Origin of the sequence: Flavobacterium arcticum (assembly GCF_003344925.1) — a bacterium.
Lineage (GTDB): Bacteria > Bacteroidota > Bacteroidia > Flavobacteriales > Flavobacteriaceae > Flavobacterium > Flavobacterium arcticum.
Map to the genome: position 1 here is coordinate 2,413,217 of NZ_CP031188.1, position 17,300 is coordinate 2,430,516.

The 17,300-nt window shown below is 33.9% G+C and carries 16 protein-coding genes; 10 read left to right on the forward strand and 6 right to left on the reverse strand.

Features of this window, described 5'->3' with window-relative positions; translation table 11 throughout:
- Window positions 1-224: 224 nt before the first annotated feature.
- Window positions 225-737, reverse strand: coding sequence for a DUF6155 family protein (locus DVK85_RS10885; protein ID WP_114678464.1), 513 nt, complete (start codon window positions 735-737; stop codon window positions 225-227).
- Window positions 738-870: 133 nt separating this feature from the next.
- Here DVK85_RS10885 and DVK85_RS10890 point away from each other — a divergent pair, with 133 nt between their 5' ends.
- From DVK85_RS10890 to DVK85_RS10900, 3 genes are all read left to right on the forward strand, one after another.
- A complete protein-coding gene (locus DVK85_RS10890; protein ID WP_114678465.1) occupies window positions 871-1,257 on the forward strand; it encodes a hypothetical protein in 387 nt (128 codons plus the stop codon).
- 131 nt (window positions 1,258-1,388) lie between these two features.
- Entirely contained in the window at window positions 1,389-1,670 is a 282-nt protein-coding gene (locus DVK85_RS10895) for a DUF3817 domain-containing protein (RefSeq protein ID WP_114678466.1), read from the forward strand.
- A gap of 12 nt (window positions 1,671-1,682) precedes the next feature.
- A complete protein-coding gene (locus DVK85_RS10900) occupies window positions 1,683-2,933 on the forward strand; it encodes a mechanosensitive ion channel family protein (protein ID WP_114678467.1) in 1,251 nt (416 codons plus the stop codon).
- On the opposite strand, the gene DVK85_RS10905 is transcribed toward DVK85_RS10900, so the two are convergent.
- The 3 genes from DVK85_RS10905 to DVK85_RS10915 all read right to left on the reverse strand — a co-directional run bounded on the left by DVK85_RS10905 (window position 2,930) and on the right by DVK85_RS10915 (window position 7,223).
- Window positions 2,930-3,322, reverse strand: coding sequence for an acyl-CoA thioesterase (locus DVK85_RS10905; RefSeq protein WP_114678468.1), 393 nt, complete (start codon window positions 3,320-3,322; stop codon window positions 2,930-2,932). The two genes, DVK85_RS10900 and DVK85_RS10905, sit on opposite strands and share 4 nt — an antisense overlap.
- A 227-nt stretch (window positions 3,323-3,549) precedes the next feature.
- On the reverse strand, window positions 3,550-5,526 hold the full coding sequence (locus DVK85_RS10910; protein WP_114678469.1) for an alpha-ketoacid dehydrogenase subunit alpha/beta: 1,977 nt from the start codon (window positions 5,524-5,526) through the stop codon (window positions 3,550-3,552).
- Window positions 5,527-5,663: 137 nt separating this feature from the next.
- Window positions 5,664-7,223 (reverse strand): BspA family leucine-rich repeat surface protein, encoded by a 1,560-nt coding sequence (locus DVK85_RS10915; protein ID WP_114678470.1) that lies wholly within the window; start codon window positions 7,221-7,223, stop codon window positions 5,664-5,666.
- Between the two features lie 275 nt (window positions 7,224-7,498).
- Here DVK85_RS10915 and DVK85_RS10920 point away from each other — a divergent pair, with 275 nt between their 5' ends.
- The 3 genes from DVK85_RS10920 to DVK85_RS10930 all read left to right on the forward strand — a co-directional run bounded on the left by DVK85_RS10920 (window position 7,499) and on the right by DVK85_RS10930 (window position 9,892).
- Window positions 7,499-8,449 carry an isopenicillin N synthase family dioxygenase gene (locus tag DVK85_RS10920; protein WP_114678471.1) on the forward strand — a complete coding sequence of 317 codons (951 nt, stop codon included), beginning with the start codon at window positions 7,499-7,501 and terminating at the stop codon, window positions 8,447-8,449.
- A 187-nt stretch (window positions 8,450-8,636) separates the two neighbouring features.
- The gene (locus tag DVK85_RS10925) at window positions 8,637-8,987 is read left to right on the forward strand and encodes a translation initiation factor (RefSeq protein WP_114678472.1); all 351 of its coding nucleotides are present in this window, start codon (window positions 8,637-8,639) and stop codon (window positions 8,985-8,987) included.
- A gap of 32 nt (window positions 8,988-9,019) precedes the next feature.
- Window positions 9,020-9,892, forward strand: coding sequence for a nucleoside phosphorylase (locus DVK85_RS10930; RefSeq protein WP_114678473.1), 873 nt, complete (start codon window positions 9,020-9,022; stop codon window positions 9,890-9,892).
- Between the two features lie 5 nt (window positions 9,893-9,897).
- On the opposite strand, the gene DVK85_RS10935 is transcribed toward DVK85_RS10930, so the two are convergent.
- Window positions 9,898-10,713: an AraC family transcriptional regulator gene (locus tag DVK85_RS10935; protein WP_114678474.1), complete on the reverse strand. Its 816-nt coding sequence runs from the start codon at window positions 10,711-10,713 to the stop codon at window positions 9,898-9,900.
- A gap of 152 nt (window positions 10,714-10,865) precedes the next feature.
- Between DVK85_RS10935 and DVK85_RS10940 the strand changes: the two genes are divergently transcribed.
- The 3 genes from DVK85_RS10940 to DVK85_RS10950 all read left to right on the forward strand — a co-directional run bounded on the left by DVK85_RS10940 (window position 10,866) and on the right by DVK85_RS10950 (window position 14,318).
- The gene (locus tag DVK85_RS10940) at window positions 10,866-12,380 is read left to right on the forward strand and encodes a succinate CoA transferase (protein ID WP_114678475.1); all 1,515 of its coding nucleotides are present in this window, start codon (window positions 10,866-10,868) and stop codon (window positions 12,378-12,380) included.
- A 133-nt stretch (window positions 12,381-12,513) separates the two neighbouring features.
- A complete protein-coding gene (locus DVK85_RS10945; protein ID WP_114678476.1) occupies window positions 12,514-13,359 on the forward strand; it encodes a substrate-binding domain-containing protein in 846 nt (281 codons plus the stop codon).
- A gap of 26 nt (window positions 13,360-13,385) precedes the next feature.
- Window positions 13,386-14,318 (forward strand): transglutaminase domain-containing protein, encoded by a 933-nt coding sequence (locus DVK85_RS10950; RefSeq protein WP_114678477.1) that lies wholly within the window; start codon window positions 13,386-13,388, stop codon window positions 14,316-14,318.
- 7 nt (window positions 14,319-14,325) lie between these two features.
- Here the strand turns inward: DVK85_RS10950 and DVK85_RS10955 are convergent, their stop codons facing one another.
- Window positions 14,326-14,991, reverse strand: coding sequence for a uracil-DNA glycosylase (locus tag DVK85_RS10955; protein WP_114679049.1), 666 nt, complete (start codon window positions 14,989-14,991; stop codon window positions 14,326-14,328).
- 132 nt (window positions 14,992-15,123) lie between these two features.
- On the opposite strand from DVK85_RS10955, the gene DVK85_RS10960 reads away from it, so the two are divergent.
- Window positions 15,124-17,292 (forward strand): endonuclease MutS2, encoded by a 2,169-nt coding sequence (locus tag DVK85_RS10960; RefSeq protein ID WP_114678478.1) that lies wholly within the window; start codon window positions 15,124-15,126, stop codon window positions 17,290-17,292.
- Window positions 17,293-17,300: the final 8 nt, after the last annotated feature.

Genomic DNA, 17,300 nt, shown 5'->3' on the forward strand with positions numbered 1-17,300 from the left:
AGTTTTTATGAGTTGTCCTTTTTTGTAAGGATAATACTCTATAAAGTTAAGTGTTTTACTAGTAATCAACCAGTCACATTTCTAATTTTATGAAAGATTTAGGGTTTACAAAATAAGAATATTATTTTTCTATTAATTGTCTAAATTTTTATAATGTATAGCCTTTTTAACCAAAGAGAAGTATTAAAAAACTAGACTAGTAATGTAGTATATAAATGATTTATTTATTCAAAATTATCATATATCCTTTCAAACTCTTTACTATTTTCCCATCGTTGCGCAAAAGCCTTATCATGTATTGCCAAAATACGCGGTTTAAACTCCGTAGCCATTCCGTTTGTTACCACATAATCTACAGCTTGTTTGTAAGAATTATATATACTTTTATAAAACGTACTATTACTTACTTCGCGCTTTGCTGTATATTTTTGAGCAGTTTCAATATTATACAACATTAAGTCAGCAACAATATAAGCATCTACTCCTAACGAAAGAAAGTGTTTAATATATTTTTGCGCTACAGAGCGGCGTAGTTTAGGTCGCTTGCTTCTTACGGGAAAATATTCATGTAATATTTTTAGCTTCGCCTCCTGCTCTAATTTATCTTCTTTAGGGTTAAAAATAAAATTATAGTAGGTCTTTACCTCTCCAAACTTTTCATACAGTGCCATCAACTGTTCTTCAAGTTCTTCTTTAGGTAGTGAGGCAAGATATTTTTTAAGATCGCGTTTACTCATAATGTGTTGTAGTACCCAAAAATACGCGTTAATTATATTTACTGCAATAAAATCGGGAAAATGATATTGGAAAAATATAAAAGTAGTATTTTTGCAATCCAGACAAAGTTCAAAAACTAAATCAATTTATACTGTGGAAAATCCGAGTGCACAAAAACTGATCAACAAAATACAACTTGATTTATTCAAGAATGGTTTTAATCCTGAAACTCTAATTGAGGGGCTTAAAAAACTACGTACGTATGCAATGGAGGAGCAAAATCCGGTAGCTACAAAAGCTATTCGACTAACCTATGAGCACCTGGAACAAAATGGCGCATTTTTAATAGCGATTCCTGATGATGAACCTCTTGAAGATGAGGAAGAAGAAGGTACTGAAACAGTAAAAGAAGAAAGCGCTCCTAAGAGTGAAAATGATATAGAAAGTCTTGAGTACTTATTATCCTTATTTACCGACCTTACTAACAAAAACAATATGCTTGACCTTAGGGAGTATAATAAAGCGTTTTTGGCATTCTAAACGCGACAATTACTTGTTTATAAATAAAGCTGTTTGGTTTCAAACAGCTTTTATTTTTTATACCTGTTAATTTAGAATGTTTCTTTCTTAAAGCCAATACTGATTGTTACCTTTGCACAAAATCATAAAATATGACACGTTTTTTTAAAATAGTTGCTACCCTAGAAGGTATATCATTATTAGTACTACTTTTTGTAGCCATGCCTTTAAAGTATATATGGGATATGCCCGAAACTGTACGAATAGTAGGAATGGCACATGGTTTACTTTTTATAGGCTATATTTTACTTGCCATAATGCTAAAAATAGAAGACAATTGGGCTTGGAAAAAATTCCTTATTATTTGCGTAGCATCAATAATACCGTTTGGTACATTTTACATTGAAGCAAAGTACTTTAAAACTAAAGCATAAATTATCTTCTATATGGAATTATTAGACTGGTCGTATAACATTTTTAAAGATCTTGATTTTAGCGATACCGCAGCACTTTATAGTAATTTAGTAGTCAATTTAGTATGTGTAGCCGCTATAGCTTATATACTCGATTTTTTGTCTAAAAAAATACTTATAGTAGCTTTTGAATCGTTTGCTAAAAAAACTAAGACATCTTTTGATGATTTTTTGATAGCCAACAAAACATCAAAGTATATAGCTCATCTTATTCCGCTATTATTTATCTATTATATTATTCCATTAGTACTTAAAGATTTTTTAAACGGTGAAATTCTATTTGAAAAAGGGGTTAGTATATTCATGATTTTTCTTGTACTCTGGATTGTAAGGAGTGTTCTAAATTCATTAAAAGATTATCTAAAAATACAACCCAATTATAGCGATAAACCTATAGATAGCTACATACAAGTAGTAATGATAGTATTGTGGATATTTGCCTCAATAGCTATTATAATGACATTATTTAGCATCAATTTTATAGGTATTGTAGGTACATTTGGTGCAGTATCAGCCGTTGTTATATTAATTTTTAAAGATACTATACTGGGGTTTGTAGCTAGTATACAAGTAAGTGTTAACGACTTAGTACGCATTGGCGACTGGATAACGATGGAAAAATATGGCGCTGATGGTGACGTTATAGAAATTAACCTTGCTACGGTTAAAGTACGTAATTTTGACAATACCACTACTACAGTGCCTACATATAGCCTGATATCTGACTCGTTTAAAAACTGGCGCGGAATGGTAAATTCTGGTGGTAGACGTATAAAAAGACATATACTTATAAAAGCCAATAGCGTGCGTTTTGTAAATAATGATGAAATAGAAAATTTTAAAAAAATACAATTACTTTCATCATATATTGATCACAGGCAATCGGATATTGAGAAATATAATACCAATAACGATATAGACAAAACAATACAGGTAAACGGTAGAAATCTTACTAATTTAGGATTGTTCAGGAAGTACATAAGCGAGTATGTAGATAACCATCCTGCTATAAATAAAGACCTTACCATGATGTGCCGACACCTGCAACCTACAGAGAAAGGTATCCCAATAGAAATATATGCTTTCTCATCTGATAAACGTTGGGAAAACTACGAATACATTATGGCAGATATATTTGACCATGTTATCGCATCGGTAAAATACTTTGACCTTGAAATTTTCGAATTACCTTCGCAAAACAATGCTCCTTTTATAGAAAGTTAATCCTTTTTTATACGGTCTTTAACATACTCTATTTGTGTCTTTCCGTGTGGTAATGATTTCCCAGAGCTGTCAAGGTTTACCATAGTAATAGTGTCTACTTTTATTATAGTTTCGCGCGTCATTTTGTTACGCACTTCCGATTTTAAGACTATAGAGGTTTTACCAAACCGTACTACCTCCATTCCTATCTCTACAATATCGCCTTGTTTTGCAGAGCTCATAAAGTTAATTTCCGACATATGTTTGGTTACCACTCGTTGGTTTTCGAGTTGTACTATAGAGTATAACGCGGCTTCCTCGTCTATCCAAGCAAGTAGCTTACCGCCAAATAACGTTCCGTTCGGGTTCAAGTCTTCGGGTTTTACCCATTTTCTGGTGTGAAATCTCATAAGCAAAAATTTTGTGAAGCTAATTTACTACATCTGCTGTTGTTAATAGTTGTATAAAGAATTATTTAACCTATAACCATTTCGTAGCAAATTACATCTTGTTATACTGCAAAATTAAGCCTCTATTATGAGTAAGCCGAGTAAAACCAAATGGTTTTATCTATAGCACAATAAACAAACCCCGCATTTTGCAAGACGGGGTTGTTTGTAAAAAAATATCGTTGTTATTAATATGCTATAAGTTCTTGTAAAGTAGTTTCAAATCGTTGCTTTGGCAAATACTGGTCTTCTAATGCTTTAGTAAACGGTATGGCACTCTCAAGGCTACCTACACGTTTTACAGGTGCATCTAACTGCTCAAAACATTCTTCCATAATCATAGCCGAAATATCGCTCGCCACACCACCAAATAAACTATCTTCTTGCAAAATAATAACTTTACCTGTTTTTCTAACCGATGTAAATATTGCTTCGGTATCTAATGGTTGTAAGGTTCTCAGGTCAAGAACATCAGCTTTAATAGTAGGGTTTTTATCTAGTGCTTCTAATGCCCAGTGTACTCCTGCCCCAAATGATATAACGGTCACATCATCTCCTTCTCTTAACAAAGCAGCTTTACCAAATGGTAATGTATAATAATCCTTAGGAACGTCTTGGTACATACTACGGTACAATGCTTTATGCTCAAAGAACATCACTGGGTTTGGGTCGTTTATAGCAGTTGCCATAAGCCCTTTAGCATCATAAGGAAAAGCAGGGTAAACTACTTTAAGACCTGGGGTTTTAGTAAACCATGCCTCATTAGTTTGCGAGTGGAAAGGTCCTGCCTGTACTCCTGCTCCGCAAGGCATACGCACTACTACATCGGCGTTTTCTTGCCAGCGGTAATGCACTTTAGCCAAGTAGTTAACTATCGGGTTAAATCCTGTCGAAACAAAATCGCCAAACTGCATTTCGATAACTGCTTTATAACCGTTTATCGACAAGCCCATCCCTGCTGATACAATAGCCGACTCGCATATTGGCGTATTGCGCACACGCTCTTTACCATATGCCGCTACAAAACCGTCGGTCATTTTAAATGCCCCACCATATTCAGCAATGTCTTGTCCCATTATTACAAGGTTGTCATGGCGTTCCATAGACTGTTTTAGTCCTTGCGATAATGCATCAATCATCCTTACATTATCCTCATCCCCTTTAGGATTAACTTCTTCAAATGTATAAGGCTTATATACATCGTTTAGCTCTTCATTTAAATCAGCTTCTATAGCAGGTGCTGCCGATGCTTTTTTATAATCAGTATCAATTTCTTTTTTAATTGATGCTCTTAATTCTTTATCATACTCCTCAGTAAGTACTCCTTCGGCTGTTAGATACTCCTTAAAGTTAGTTACGGGGTCTTTTACTGCCCACATATCCATAAGTTCTTGCGGAACGTATTTTGTACCACTCGCCTCTTCATGCCCACGCATACGGAACGTTTTAAACTCCAGTAGCACAGGTCTTGGATTTTCGCGCATAGAAGCTACTAAATCGCTAAGCTTATTATATACTTCTAATATGTTATTACCATCTATAATATGGCTTTCCATACCATAACCAACGCCCTTATCGGCTATGTTTTCGCAACGGTATTGCTCGTTAGTAGGTGTACTAAGTCCGTAGCCGTTATTCTCAACAACAAACAATACAGGAAGCTCCCAAACCGAAGCTACATTTAGTGCCTCATGGAAGTCGCCCTCGCTCGTTGCTCCTTCGCCTGTAAATACAGCGGTTATTTTACCGTTTTTCTTTAACTTATTGGCAAGTGCAATACCATCGGCTACACCTAGCTGAGGACCAAGGTGCGATATCATACCAATAATATTATACTCTTGTGTACCAAAGTGGAACGAACGGTCGCGTCCTTTAGTAAAACCATCGGCTTTACCTTGCCATTGTGAGAATAGGCGATATAACGGAATATTACGCCCTGTAAACACCCCTAAATTACGGTGCATGGGTAGTATATATTCGTCTTTATCGAGTACTGCGGTAAGCCCTACTGAGATAGCCTCTTGCCCGATACCGCTAAACCATTTGGAAACTTTACCCTGGCGGATAAGAATGAGCATCTTCTCTTCTATAAGTCTGGGTTTTATTAATTTCTTATATAAATCGAGTAATTGTTCGTTGGTTAGTTGTTTTCTGTCGAAATTCATATTGATTTTTGAAAGATTCTTATTCGTTTGTGCTTTCAAATGTAAGAAAATAACAGAATTGTATCGAGTTGTTATAGAAATTTATTTAAACAAAAAAATCCCGTCAGTTGACGGGATTTTAAAAAGCATTTTATTTACTAATTCTTAATCAGCTTATATTCGGCTGAACCTATATTGGTTTGTATACTTAGTATATATATACCCGAGCTTAAACTCTCGGTATTGATATTTTCAAAGTCTTGACTCTGTTGTATTAATTGGCTTCCCTGCAAGTTATATATAGTTACTGCTTCAAGCTGAACTCCTGATTTTGTATCTATATGCAGTATATTATTTACAGGGTTAGGGTATATAGATAGTTGATCTGTAGAAAATAATTCAGTAGTAGCTGTACAATCTTCCGCTAAACTATCTCCTTCAATAACCCATCCTAATTCATTGATTAAATAATCCCTCGTTTCTTCATCACAATATTGCAATCCTTCTGCACCAATATTTTTATTTTCTAAACCTAATTCTTTAAACCTATTTAATAGCGTATCGTAGTTGTTAATACTTAAACTACTGCCATCGATAAAGTGACCATTTGCGCTGGAAACAGCAAAGTTCACATTATTATTAAAAGTCCAATTAGAAATATCCTGATCAAATTCATTAGCATCCGTAAATGTACCTTCCATATTGACTACGTTAGAAACATCCCAACTATTTAAAGGTTGATTGAAAGAACTTGCTTTATAAAACATCGATCCCATATCGATTACATTAGAAACATCCCAGTTGTTCAAAGGCTGATTAAAAGAGCTTGCTTCAAGAAACATTTGTCTCAAATTTGTTACATTAGAAACATCCCAACTATTTAAGGATTGGTTGAAAGAACTTGCTTTAAAAAACATATGCCTCATATCAAGCACATTTGAAACATCCCAGTTGTCCAAAGGCTTATTAAAAGAGCTTGCTCCCTGAAACATATATGGCATATGGGTTACACTAGAAACATCCCAATTATTTAAAAAGCCATTAAAGGAAGTAGCACCTTGAAACATATATGTTGTATAGATTAAATTTGAAACATTCCAATCATTTAAAGATTGATTAAAAGAAGTTGCACCGGCAAACATATGGCTCATATCTATTACATTTGAAACATTCCAATTATCCAAAGGTTGATTAAAGGAGGATGCTCCGTAGAACATAGAGTTCATATTAACCACGCTTGCAACATCCCAATCATTCAAAGACTGATTCAGGGAACTAGCTCCCAAAAACATACTACTCATGTTTTCAACTTGAGTTAAATCTGGAGTATCTGTCGCTGTTATATTTAAATTAACACAATTATAAAATGTGCCTTGCATACTTGTCCATTGCGTATCTCCCCATTGATCAACTGTCAATAATTCATGGTTATAATCTCCGTTATATCCTAACATTATGCAACTAAATTCTCCTGACATACTAACAGTATAAATTCCTTCATTATTAAAAGTATGTGTAACTGTACCTGATTGATTCGTCAATACTGTGCCATCACCAAAATCAATTGTAAAATTATCAGGTAACTCATCAACTTCAAATATTTGAAGTTGAATCGTTAAATCACTGCCTGATACCTGCCAAGTAGTAATAAACGGTGCTTGTGCATTAGTAAAATAGGTTATAAAGCAAAAAATAAGTAATAGGTAATTCTTTTTCATCGGTATGAATTTTAAAAATAAAGCTGCAAAAATACATTTTTACAGCAGGGTTTTATATTTAAAGTTTAAATTTATTGTAATATAATTGTTACTATAACAGAATGTCTACTTTGCTTTCTATAAAATAGCTACTTATAGAAAATCTCTAATATATGACAAAATCAAATATTGACTTATTGTTAACAACTTTCAAATCCTCTATCCAAAAAAATATCCTTATGTTTGTATCTACAAGGCTTTACGCCTTATTAAGTTATTAACAATTTTTCACAGCTATGCAAAATATACCAAGTGTAGATCTGCGTGATTTCCTTTCGGGTAACCCGGAACGCAAACAAAAATTTGTAAATGAAATCGGTAAAGCCTATGAAGATATAGGGTTTGTGGCATTAAAAGGACATTTTCTTGATGACCAATTGGTAGATGACCTTTATACAGAGGTAAGAAACTTTTTCAATCTGCCTGTAGATGTTAAAGAGCAATATGAAATTCCAGGTATTGGCGGGCAGCGTGGTTATGTATCTTTTGGTAAAGAACACGCCAAAGGGCGTAAAGAAGGCGACCTGAAAGAGTTTTGGCATTTTGGGCAATACCTTCCTGAAGGCTCTAAATATGCCAAAGAGTACCCTGAAAATGTAGAAGTAAAAGAGCTTCCTAAATTTAATGACGTAGGTAAAGAAGCCTATCAAATGCTCGAAAAAACAGGTATTTATGTATTGCGTGCTTTGTCTCTTTACTTAGGTCTTGACGAGTTTTATTTTGACAATTATATAGCCGAAGGTAATAGTATACTTCGCCCTATACACTACCCTCCTATTACCGAAGAGCCTAAAAACGCAGTGCGTGCTGCTGCTCATGGTGATATTAACCTTATTACGTTATTAATGGGGGCACAAGGGCGTGGGCTACAAGTGCAAAACCACGAAGGCGATTGGATTGATGCTATAGCACAACCCGACGAATTAGTTATTAATGTAGGTGATATGCTTAGCCGACACACTAATAATAAACTAAAAAGCACCATCCATCAAGTAGTAAACCCTCCTAAGGAATTATGGGGTACTTCGCGCTACTCAATACCTTTCTTTATGCATCCTGTAAGCGAAATGAAACTGGATTGTTTAGAGAATTGTATTGATGAAAACAATCCTAAAAAGTATAACGATATAACAGCAGGCGATTTCCTATACGAACGCTTAGTAGATTTAGGATTAATCAAAAAATAATAATTAACTTTATAACCGTAAAAAGGCATTGGGTTTTATATAGCCTGATGCTTTTTTATTTTTAGTACATAATAAAAAATAGAACAACGTAATTAGTCTTTGCGAGGAAAGAAGCAACCTTGAATTTAAATTTTATAACGCAATTACTTTCGCAATTATAAAAGGCGCTCAATTAAATACGGGAAATATGGGAAAGAAAATAAATAGTCTTGAAGACCTTGGTGGCTTTGTGTTTTCCACCAACGAAAACTTTGAGTATAACAATAACAACGAACAGCAGGAAACCTTATCTAATAGCGAACAAAGACTTGAAGCTCATCTTGATAAGAAAAACAGAGGTGGCAAAGTGGCTACCATAATAAAAGGTTTTGAAGGTACAGATGATGACCTGAAAGCACTAGCCAAAAAACTTAAAACACTATGCGGCGTAGGTGGTTCTGCTAAAGATAATGAAATTATCATACAAGGTAACTTTCGAGATAAAATAATGGATTACCTAACAAAAGAGGGGTATAAAATAAAACGCGTAGGCAGCTAAATTTATATACCATCCGAAACAACTATTAACCAATGAAAATACAGGAATCAGAACTAATATTAAATCCTGATGGTAGTGTTTACCATTTGAATTTAAAACCTGAAAATATAGCACATAATATCATTTTTGTGGGCGACCAAGATAGAGTTGAAAAAATAACACAACATTTTGACACTATTGAATTCAGTACACAAAAAAGAGAATTTAAAACCCAAACAGGTACATATAAAGGCAAGCGAATAACAGTACTCTCTACTGGTATAGGTCCTGACAATATTGATATTGTCATGAACGAACTAGATGCACTAGTAAACATAGATTTAAATACTAGACACCCCAAAAAAGAGCTTACATCACTTAACATTGTAAGAGTTGGAACTTCTGGCTCTTTACAGTCAGATATACCTGTAGATAGTTTTGTAATGTCGCAATATGGGCTTGGTATCGATAACATGCTACGTACCTATTTAATTGATAGTATCTCTAATACAGCGATGGAAGATGCCTTTATCAAGCACACAAATTGGGATTTACGCAAAGGCAGACCATATGTAGTGCATGGTAGTGAAAAACTAATGCAACTTTTTGATAGTGAGAAAATACACAAAGGATTAACAGCTACAGCAGGTGGTTTTTATGGTGCACAAGGTCGTGTTTTACGATTAGACATTCAAGATAGAGCGCTTAATAGTAAAATGGATAGCTTTAATTATAAAGAGAACCGAATTACTAATTTAGAGATGGAAACAGCCGCTATATATGGGCTTTCGGCATTGCTGGGGCATAATGCTTTATCTTTAAATGCTATAATTGCTAACAGACCAAATGGTACTTTTAGTGCAGACCCTTATGCTGTTGTAGAAAACCTTATAGCATATAGCTTAGAAAAGATTACTGCATTATAACAAAATTATTTTTCAAGTATATTTTTACCCTTTGCATATTCCGATGGGCGCTGTCCTAGTAACTTATAAAAAGTATTACTAAAACTAGGCAAACTATTATATCCTACAGATAGGGCTACTTCACTTACAGGTATATTCTTTTTTTGAAGCAGCTCTATAGCCCTTAACATACGGCAAATTGTAAAATACTGAATAAAAGACATACTTAAATCTTTAGTAAAAATACGATGTAGGGTACGGGTACTAAAACCATACTGCTGTGCTATATCCGTAAAAAGAAGATGTTCATGCAAATGAGCATTAATATATTCTGTTATTTTTAGTAAACGTTTGTCTTTAGCTAGTGGTAACGACAACTCTAAACTATTGCCTGATAATTCAGGCAATAGTACTTTTAAAGCTTTAGCTATAGTATAATTACGAGTATCTTGTTCTAGATTACCATTCCATCTATTAGTAAATAATAATAAATTTAGCAATAAATCATTAACAGGATATATCCCTTCCTTTTTATAAAAATCCATTCCCATTTCTTCTTTAGGGAAATATAAATTTCGCATTATAACATCTTCTGCATTAGGATGAATACTATGTTTTACCCCTGCTGGTATCCACATAAAATGGCGCGCTGGTAAAAAATAAGTCTTTTTTTCTGTTTTTACATACACCACCCCACCCTCGGTATATAAAAACTGGTCTTTATCATGGCTATGATTAGGAATAAGAAGCTCCCCCATTAAATCATGATGACAGTATATACTATACTGATTTGCATCTACTTCTGTAATATAATACTTCTCTTTTTTCTCTACTTTAATCATTATGTCCGCAATGAATAAATATATGACTTATACAAATATACGGACATTCAAACGTTTTCGTAAAATTGTGTCATAGATTATTAATATTAAATTAATACCTCATATTTTTTATTATATAATCATTTTTTTAAGTCTAATAAAATCATTTTAATATGAAAAACACTAGAATATTATTCGAAGAATATAATGATAAAATAATCACAGCTATAGAAGCTACTTATTTTATAAAAGATAAAATGACGGTAGGTACTAGTGGATTTACAAAAGCCGGCGATAGTAAAGCTGTATTACCAGCATTTGCAAAACAGGCAAAATATAAAAATATAGGTATTACACTGATTACTGGAGCTTCGCTTGGGCATACTACTGACACTGACCTTGCAGCAAATGGGGCGTTGTATAGAAGAATGCCCTTTCAGGCAGACCCTGTGCTAAGATCGAAAATAAACAATGGAGAAATTATGTTTATAGACCAGCATCTAAGCGAAACAGTAGAGCTACTAAACAACAAACATTTACCCAAACTAGATCTCGCAATAATAGAAGCATCTGCAATAGATGAAAACGGAAATATTATACCCACTACCTCTATAGGCAACTCTGCTAATTTTGCAAAACTAGCAGATAAAATAATTATTGAGATAAATACTTCTGTACCGCTAGACTTTAAAGGAATACATGATATATTTATCCCATCTCCCTATCCTAACCGTACTATTATACCTATAACAAAACCAAATGAAAGAGCAGGTATAGAGTATATTGAAGTCGACCCTAAAAAAGTGATAGGTATAGTGTATACTAAATTACCCGATAGTCCTGCTGCAGTAACTACATGCGATGAAAAAACTACAGCAATAGCAAACCATTTAATTCGTTTTTTTGAAAAAGAAGTACAACAAGGTAAGCTAACAAATTCGCTTATGCCTTTACAGGCTGGCATTGGCAAAGTAGCTAATGCAGTACTTTCTGGTTTTAAAAAAAGTAACTTTAAAAACCTAACAATGTATTCTGAAGTATTACAGGATAGCACTTTTGAGCTAATAGATGCTGGTGTTATGAACTTTGCTTCTGCATCATCTTTAACCGTTTCTAAAAAATGGTATGAACAGTTATATAATAATTTCGACAAGTATAAAAATAAAATAATGTTGCGCCCTCAAAACATTAGCAATGCTCCTGAGGTAATAAGGCGGCTAGGTGTAATAGCTATAAATACTGCCATAGAGTTTGATATTTATGGTAATGTAAACTCTACTCATATAGGAGGTAACAAGATGATGAATGGCATTGGTGGTTCTGGTGATTTTGCTCGTAATGCTTACTTAAGCATATTTGTTACCCAGTCAGCCTCTAAAGATGAAAACTCTATATCGCATGTAGTACCTATGGTATCACATACCGATCATACAGAGCATGATGTAGATATTTTAGTTACTGATCAAGGACTTGCTGACCTAAGAGGATTAGCACCTCGCGAACGGGCAAAAGTTATAATAGATAATTGTGTACATCCTGACTATAAAGAAGCCATGAATAGTTATTTTGAAAGAGCTTGCGAGCGTGGCGGTCATACCCCTATTTTACAAGAAGAAGCATTTTCATGGCATATACAATATAAAAAAGACGGAACAATGAAACAATGTTGTACCGCCGAAATAGTTTAGTTTTTAGCGTTTGTTTATTTCTAATCTTCAAATTGTTATTTAGCAATTTGGAGATTTTTTGTTTTAATAAGGTTAAGTTTCTTACATATATAAATTTCTCTTACTACCTTTATCCTTAAATTAATTTCTTAGGATGAAAAAAGTAAGAATAGCAGGTGTTCCAGAGCATTTTAATTTACCTTGGCATTTGTGTATTGAGAATAATCAGTTTAGTGATCAAAATATAAATGCAGTATGGACAGATGTACCCGAAGGCACGGGCAAACTCTGTCAAATGTTACGTAATAACGAAACTGACATTGCCGTAATACTTACAGAGGGTTTTATTAAAGATATTGCAGCAGGTAATGATAGTAAAATTGCTCAGGTATATGTACAATCTCCTTTAATATGGGGAATACATGTTGCAGCGGGTTCAAATTATAAAACTATTAACGATATACAAAAAGGTAAAATAGCTATTAGTCGTTATGGTTCAGGCTCTCACCTAATGGCAATTGTAAATGCCAAAAATGAAGGGTGGGATACAAGCAAACTGCAATTTGAAATAATAAATACTCTTGATGGTGCTGTAGAGGGTCTTACCCAGGGTAAAGCCGACTATTTTATGTGGGAACGCTTTATGACAAAGCCTATTGTAGACAAAGGTATCTTTAGACGTGTGGGCGACCGCCCTACCCCTTGGCCTTGTTTTGTAATTGCTGTTCGCAACGAATTTTTAGACAAAAATAAAGAAGCCGTAGAAACAGTTTTAAACATAATAAATAAGACTACTAAAGAGTTTAAAACTATACCTGATATTGATACAATACTTGCAAATCGTTATGGACAAAAAGTAGAGGATATACAAGAATGGCTCGCTCTTACAGAATGGTCGCAACAAAAACTAGATAAAACCACTTTTGACAAAGTACAAAATCAATTATCTGAACTAAATATTATTACTAAGAAAACTACATTTGAAATAGCAACTGTATAAAGCAAAAGTGTTGTAGGCACAAAAAAATGATAGAATCGAAGACCATTACTTTTAAAAAAATAAAAGAAAAGCTTAGTATAAAGAAGCCATGGGATTCTATTATCATTTTGGCACTTAATATACTTATTGCTATTCCTGTTTTTATCATCTTACACCAAAACTTAATTGACCCCGAGTGGCCTTTTCATATTGATAGAATACTCATATTTATTGCTCTAATTGTAGTTATACAAGTTATTTTAAGACTATTAAAAACAGTGATTATAATATGTATATTCTTTTATTTAATAGCACTTATATATGGTACACTTTTCGGGGGGTACGGTTTTAAAGCCGTATTCGAAGATTATCAGGCTATGATATATACTATGTCTGCCGACCCTAACCCACAGGATATAATTATCTCTAAACTATTACCATTCCCTAATAAATCAGAGATTATTGATGCTGTCGAATATGATAATCCTAAAGTGCGTAATTTTGCTCTTTCGGCTACTACTAAGTTTTTTAAAGAAGTAAAAGGGTACCATGAACAGCGAAAAATGATACAGTGCTTTGCCGTTTTTAAAGCAATACGAGATAAGTGGAACTATGTAAACGACCCAAAAGGGCGCGAATATATTGCTTATGCCAGCGAATCGTTACAACACTTTTCTGGCGATTGTGACGATCATGCTATATTAATGTCAGCATGTATAAGGGCTATTGGTGGTACGCCAAGAATTATTCATACAGGAGGGCACTTATACCCAGAAATGCTTGTAGGCAACAAAGCCGACCTTGAAATGGCGAATTACCTTATAAAAGAAGTACTTTTTATAGACGAAAGTAAAGGCAAAGAAATTCATTATCACATAGACGAGCGCGGACAAATATGGCTTAATCTCGATTATACAGCAAGATATCCTGGTGGTCCTTTTATGTCAGAAGAAATTTTAGGTGCACTTACATTCAATTAATGTAAGCTTACCACTCTATTAAAGCCTTACCTTTTGCTTTAAGAAAAGTATTAGTTTTACTAAAATGCTTGTTACCAAACCAGTACCCTCTATTAGCACTTAATGGAGAAGGGTGTCCAGACTCTAAAACATCATGTTTTGTTCTATCTACTTTAGCACCTTTCTTTTTAGCAAAACCACCCCAAAGCATAAAAACAACATCTTTTTTCTCTTCAGATATTTTTTTAATAACAGCATCCGTAAATGTTTCCCATCCTTTGCCTTGATGGCTCCCTGCTTGTCCTCGTCTTACCGTAAGTGTGGCGTTAAGCAATAACACTCCTTGATCTGCCCAACGCTCTAAATTACCCGATTCGGGTACAGGTTTCCCTAAATCGTTATGTATTTCTTTAAAAATATTTACTAATGATGGTGGTTTAGAGATACCATCACTCACCGAGAAACATAAACCATTTGCTTGGTTAGGTCCATGATAAGGATCTTGACCTATTATTACAACCTTGACTTTATCAAAAGTGCAATGATCAAAAGCTGCAAAAATACGGTTGCCTTTCGGGTAACAGGTCGTTTGAGAATACTCTTCTTTTACAAAATCAATAAGATTTTCAAAATAAGGTTTTTCAAATTCATCTTTTAGTATCTCCTTCCATGAAGGGTGTATCTCAACATTCATAATCGTAGGGTTTACTGCAAATATAATTTTTACAACCATTTCTATGCGTAAAGCTATCTTAAACTTTACTGCCAAATGTACAAGCAGCATAAATATATAGTATTTTTGTATAAAATTTGCTTAGAATAAAAGATGATTAATATTACCGAAAAGACATTAAAAGACTTAGAATTTAATACTGTGCTCGAAACAGTTTCGGATGGTTGTACTACCGAACTCGGAAAAGAGAAAGCACTTTTAATAACTCCGCATAGAAACAAGGAGATGTTATTACAGTCATTATTACAAACGTCAGAATATGTATCGTCGTTTGATAACAATAATGCATTACCTAATCATGGTTTTGACGCTATAAACAACGAAATAAAATTTCTAGCCATAGAGGACAGTTACCTTGAATCAGGTGCTTTTAGAAAAATTGCTACATTATCAGAAACGACCAATACCCTTATAAAGTTTCTAGAAAAATTTGAAGAATACTACCCTAATCTATACCAAAGAGCTGTACAAGTAGAATATACCAAAGAAATTGTAAAAAGCATAGAAAAAGCCATAGACAAATATGGTGATATAAAAGATGATGCTTCGCCAGAACTACAAGTCATCCGTAAAGGGATGAATGAAGTAAAGGGGAAAATAAACCAAAGTTTTGCAGCTGCACTAACACATTATAACGGCTTAGGTTACCTTGATGATATACGGGAAAGCGTAGTAGAAAACCGCAGAGTACTTGCCGTATTAGCCATGTATCGTCGAAAAGTGAAAGGATCTATACTAGGTAGCTCTAAAACGGGTAGTATAGCTTATATAGAGCCAGAGGCCACACTACGCTACTCACGAGAGCTGAGTAATTATGAGTATGAAGAAAAAGAAGAAGTAAAGAAGATATTAAAAAACCTCAGTGATATAATACGTCCTCATATACCTTTATTAAAAGAATATCAAGAACTCCTTACAGATGTTGATGTCATTTCGGGTAAAGCAAAATATGCAAGACGCATTAATGGTATATTACCTACTATTACAAACGAAAAAAGGTTGTTTTTTAGGGATGCCTTCCACCCTATTCTATATCTGAACAATAAGCGTAAGCAAGAAACTACATATCCTCAAACTATTGAATTGAAACAGGATAACAGGATTATTGTAATATCAGGTCCTAATGCAGGTGGTAAAAGTATTACCTTAAAAACCATAGGATTATTACAATTGATGTTACAATGTGGTTTACTAATACCTGTACATGAGCGTAGTGAGACCTTTTTGTTTGACCGTATTATGACAGATATTGGCGATAATCAGTCGATAGAAAACCACTTGAGTACCTATAGTTATCGCCTTAAAAACATGAATCATTTTTTAAGAAAATGTAACGATAAGACGCTTTTTCTTATTGATGAATTTGGTACAGGATCTGACCCTGAGTTAGGTGGTGCGCTTGCCGAAACATTTCTCGAAGAGTTTTACCACAGGGAAGCTTTTGGTATTATTACAACACATTATAGCAACCTAAAAATGCTAGCCAACGAATTGCCTTTTGCTACTAATGCAAATATGCTTTTTGATGAAAAATCGCTCGAACCAATGTATAAATTAATACTAGGGCAAGCAGGTAGCTCATTTACATTTGAAGTAGCACAGAAAAATGGTATTCCCTACGGGCTTATAAACAGAGCTAAAAAGAAAATAGAAAAAGGTAAAGTACGCTTTGATAAAACTATTGCTACATTACAAAAAGAACGCTCTAAACTAGAGAAAACATCTCTAAACCTAAAAGAAGAAGAAAGTAGAGCTCGTGAGGAAGGTAAAAAAATGGAAAACATCAATACCAAAATACAGCAAAAACTAGAAAGTTATCAAGAACTCTACGATACTAATCAGCGACTTATTTACATAGGGCAAAAACTAGACGATATAAGCGATAAGTATTTTAATAATAAAAATAAAAAGGAGCTTATTGGTGAGTTGTTAAAGATGGTAGAAATAGAAAACTCTAAACGTAAAAAACTAACTCCTAAAGAGCAAAAAGTAAAAGAAGTACAGCAAAAGAAAATTATTACCGAAGTAAAAGAAAAAGTAGAGGTTATAAGACAAGTAAAAAAGGAAAAGAAACTTAAAGAAAAACCTGTAGAAAAACCTAAAGCTATATTAAAAATTGGCGATAGGGTGCGTATGATAGATGGAAAAGCAGTAGGAACACTCGACGCTATAGAGCGTAATAAAGCCACTGTAAATTATGGTATCTTTACATCCAAAGTAGCTATTGAGTCTTTAGAGCTTGTAGAAGCCATTAAAAAATAATCAGGATT

Excerpts from the sequence above, each read along its gene's own strand:
- DVK85_RS10885 (WP_114678464.1), bottom strand. The coding sequence starts at position 737 with ATGAGTAAACGCGATCTTAAAAAATATCTTGCCTCACTACCTAAAGAA.
- DVK85_RS10895 (WP_114678466.1), top strand. The coding sequence starts at position 1,389 with ATGACACGTTTTTTTAAAATAGTTGCTACCCTAGAAGGTATATCATTA.
- DVK85_RS10900 (WP_114678467.1), top strand. The coding sequence starts at position 1,683 with ATGGAATTATTAGACTGGTCGTATAACATTTTTAAAGATCTTGATTTT.
- DVK85_RS10905 (WP_114678468.1), bottom strand. The coding sequence starts at position 3,322 with ATGAGATTTCACACCAGAAAATGGGTAAAACCCGAAGACTTGAACCCG.
- DVK85_RS10910 (WP_114678469.1), bottom strand. The coding sequence starts at position 5,526 with ATGAATTTCGACAGAAAACAACTAACCAACGAACAATTACTCGATTTA.
- DVK85_RS10915 (WP_114678470.1), bottom strand. The coding sequence starts at position 7,223 with ATGAAAAAGAATTACCTATTACTTATTTTTTGCTTTATAACCTATTTT.
- DVK85_RS10920 (WP_114678471.1), top strand. The coding sequence starts at position 7,499 with ATGCAAAATATACCAAGTGTAGATCTGCGTGATTTCCTTTCGGGTAAC.
- DVK85_RS10925 (WP_114678472.1), top strand. The coding sequence starts at position 8,637 with ATGGGAAAGAAAATAAATAGTCTTGAAGACCTTGGTGGCTTTGTGTTT.
- DVK85_RS10930 (WP_114678473.1), top strand. The coding sequence starts at position 9,020 with ATGAAAATACAGGAATCAGAACTAATATTAAATCCTGATGGTAGTGTT.
- DVK85_RS10935 (WP_114678474.1), bottom strand. The coding sequence starts at position 10,713 with ATGATTAAAGTAGAGAAAAAAGAGAAGTATTATATTACAGAAGTAGAT.
- DVK85_RS10940 (WP_114678475.1), top strand. The coding sequence starts at position 10,866 with ATGAAAAACACTAGAATATTATTCGAAGAATATAATGATAAAATAATC.
- DVK85_RS10945 (WP_114678476.1), top strand. The coding sequence starts at position 12,514 with ATGAAAAAAGTAAGAATAGCAGGTGTTCCAGAGCATTTTAATTTACCT.
- DVK85_RS10950 (WP_114678477.1), top strand. The coding sequence starts at position 13,386 with ATGATAGAATCGAAGACCATTACTTTTAAAAAAATAAAAGAAAAGCTT.
- DVK85_RS10955 (WP_114679049.1), bottom strand. The coding sequence starts at position 14,991 with ATGAATGTTGAGATACACCCTTCATGGAAGGAGATACTAAAAGATGAA.
- DVK85_RS10960 (WP_114678478.1), top strand. The coding sequence starts at position 15,124 with ATGATTAATATTACCGAAAAGACATTAAAAGACTTAGAATTTAATACT.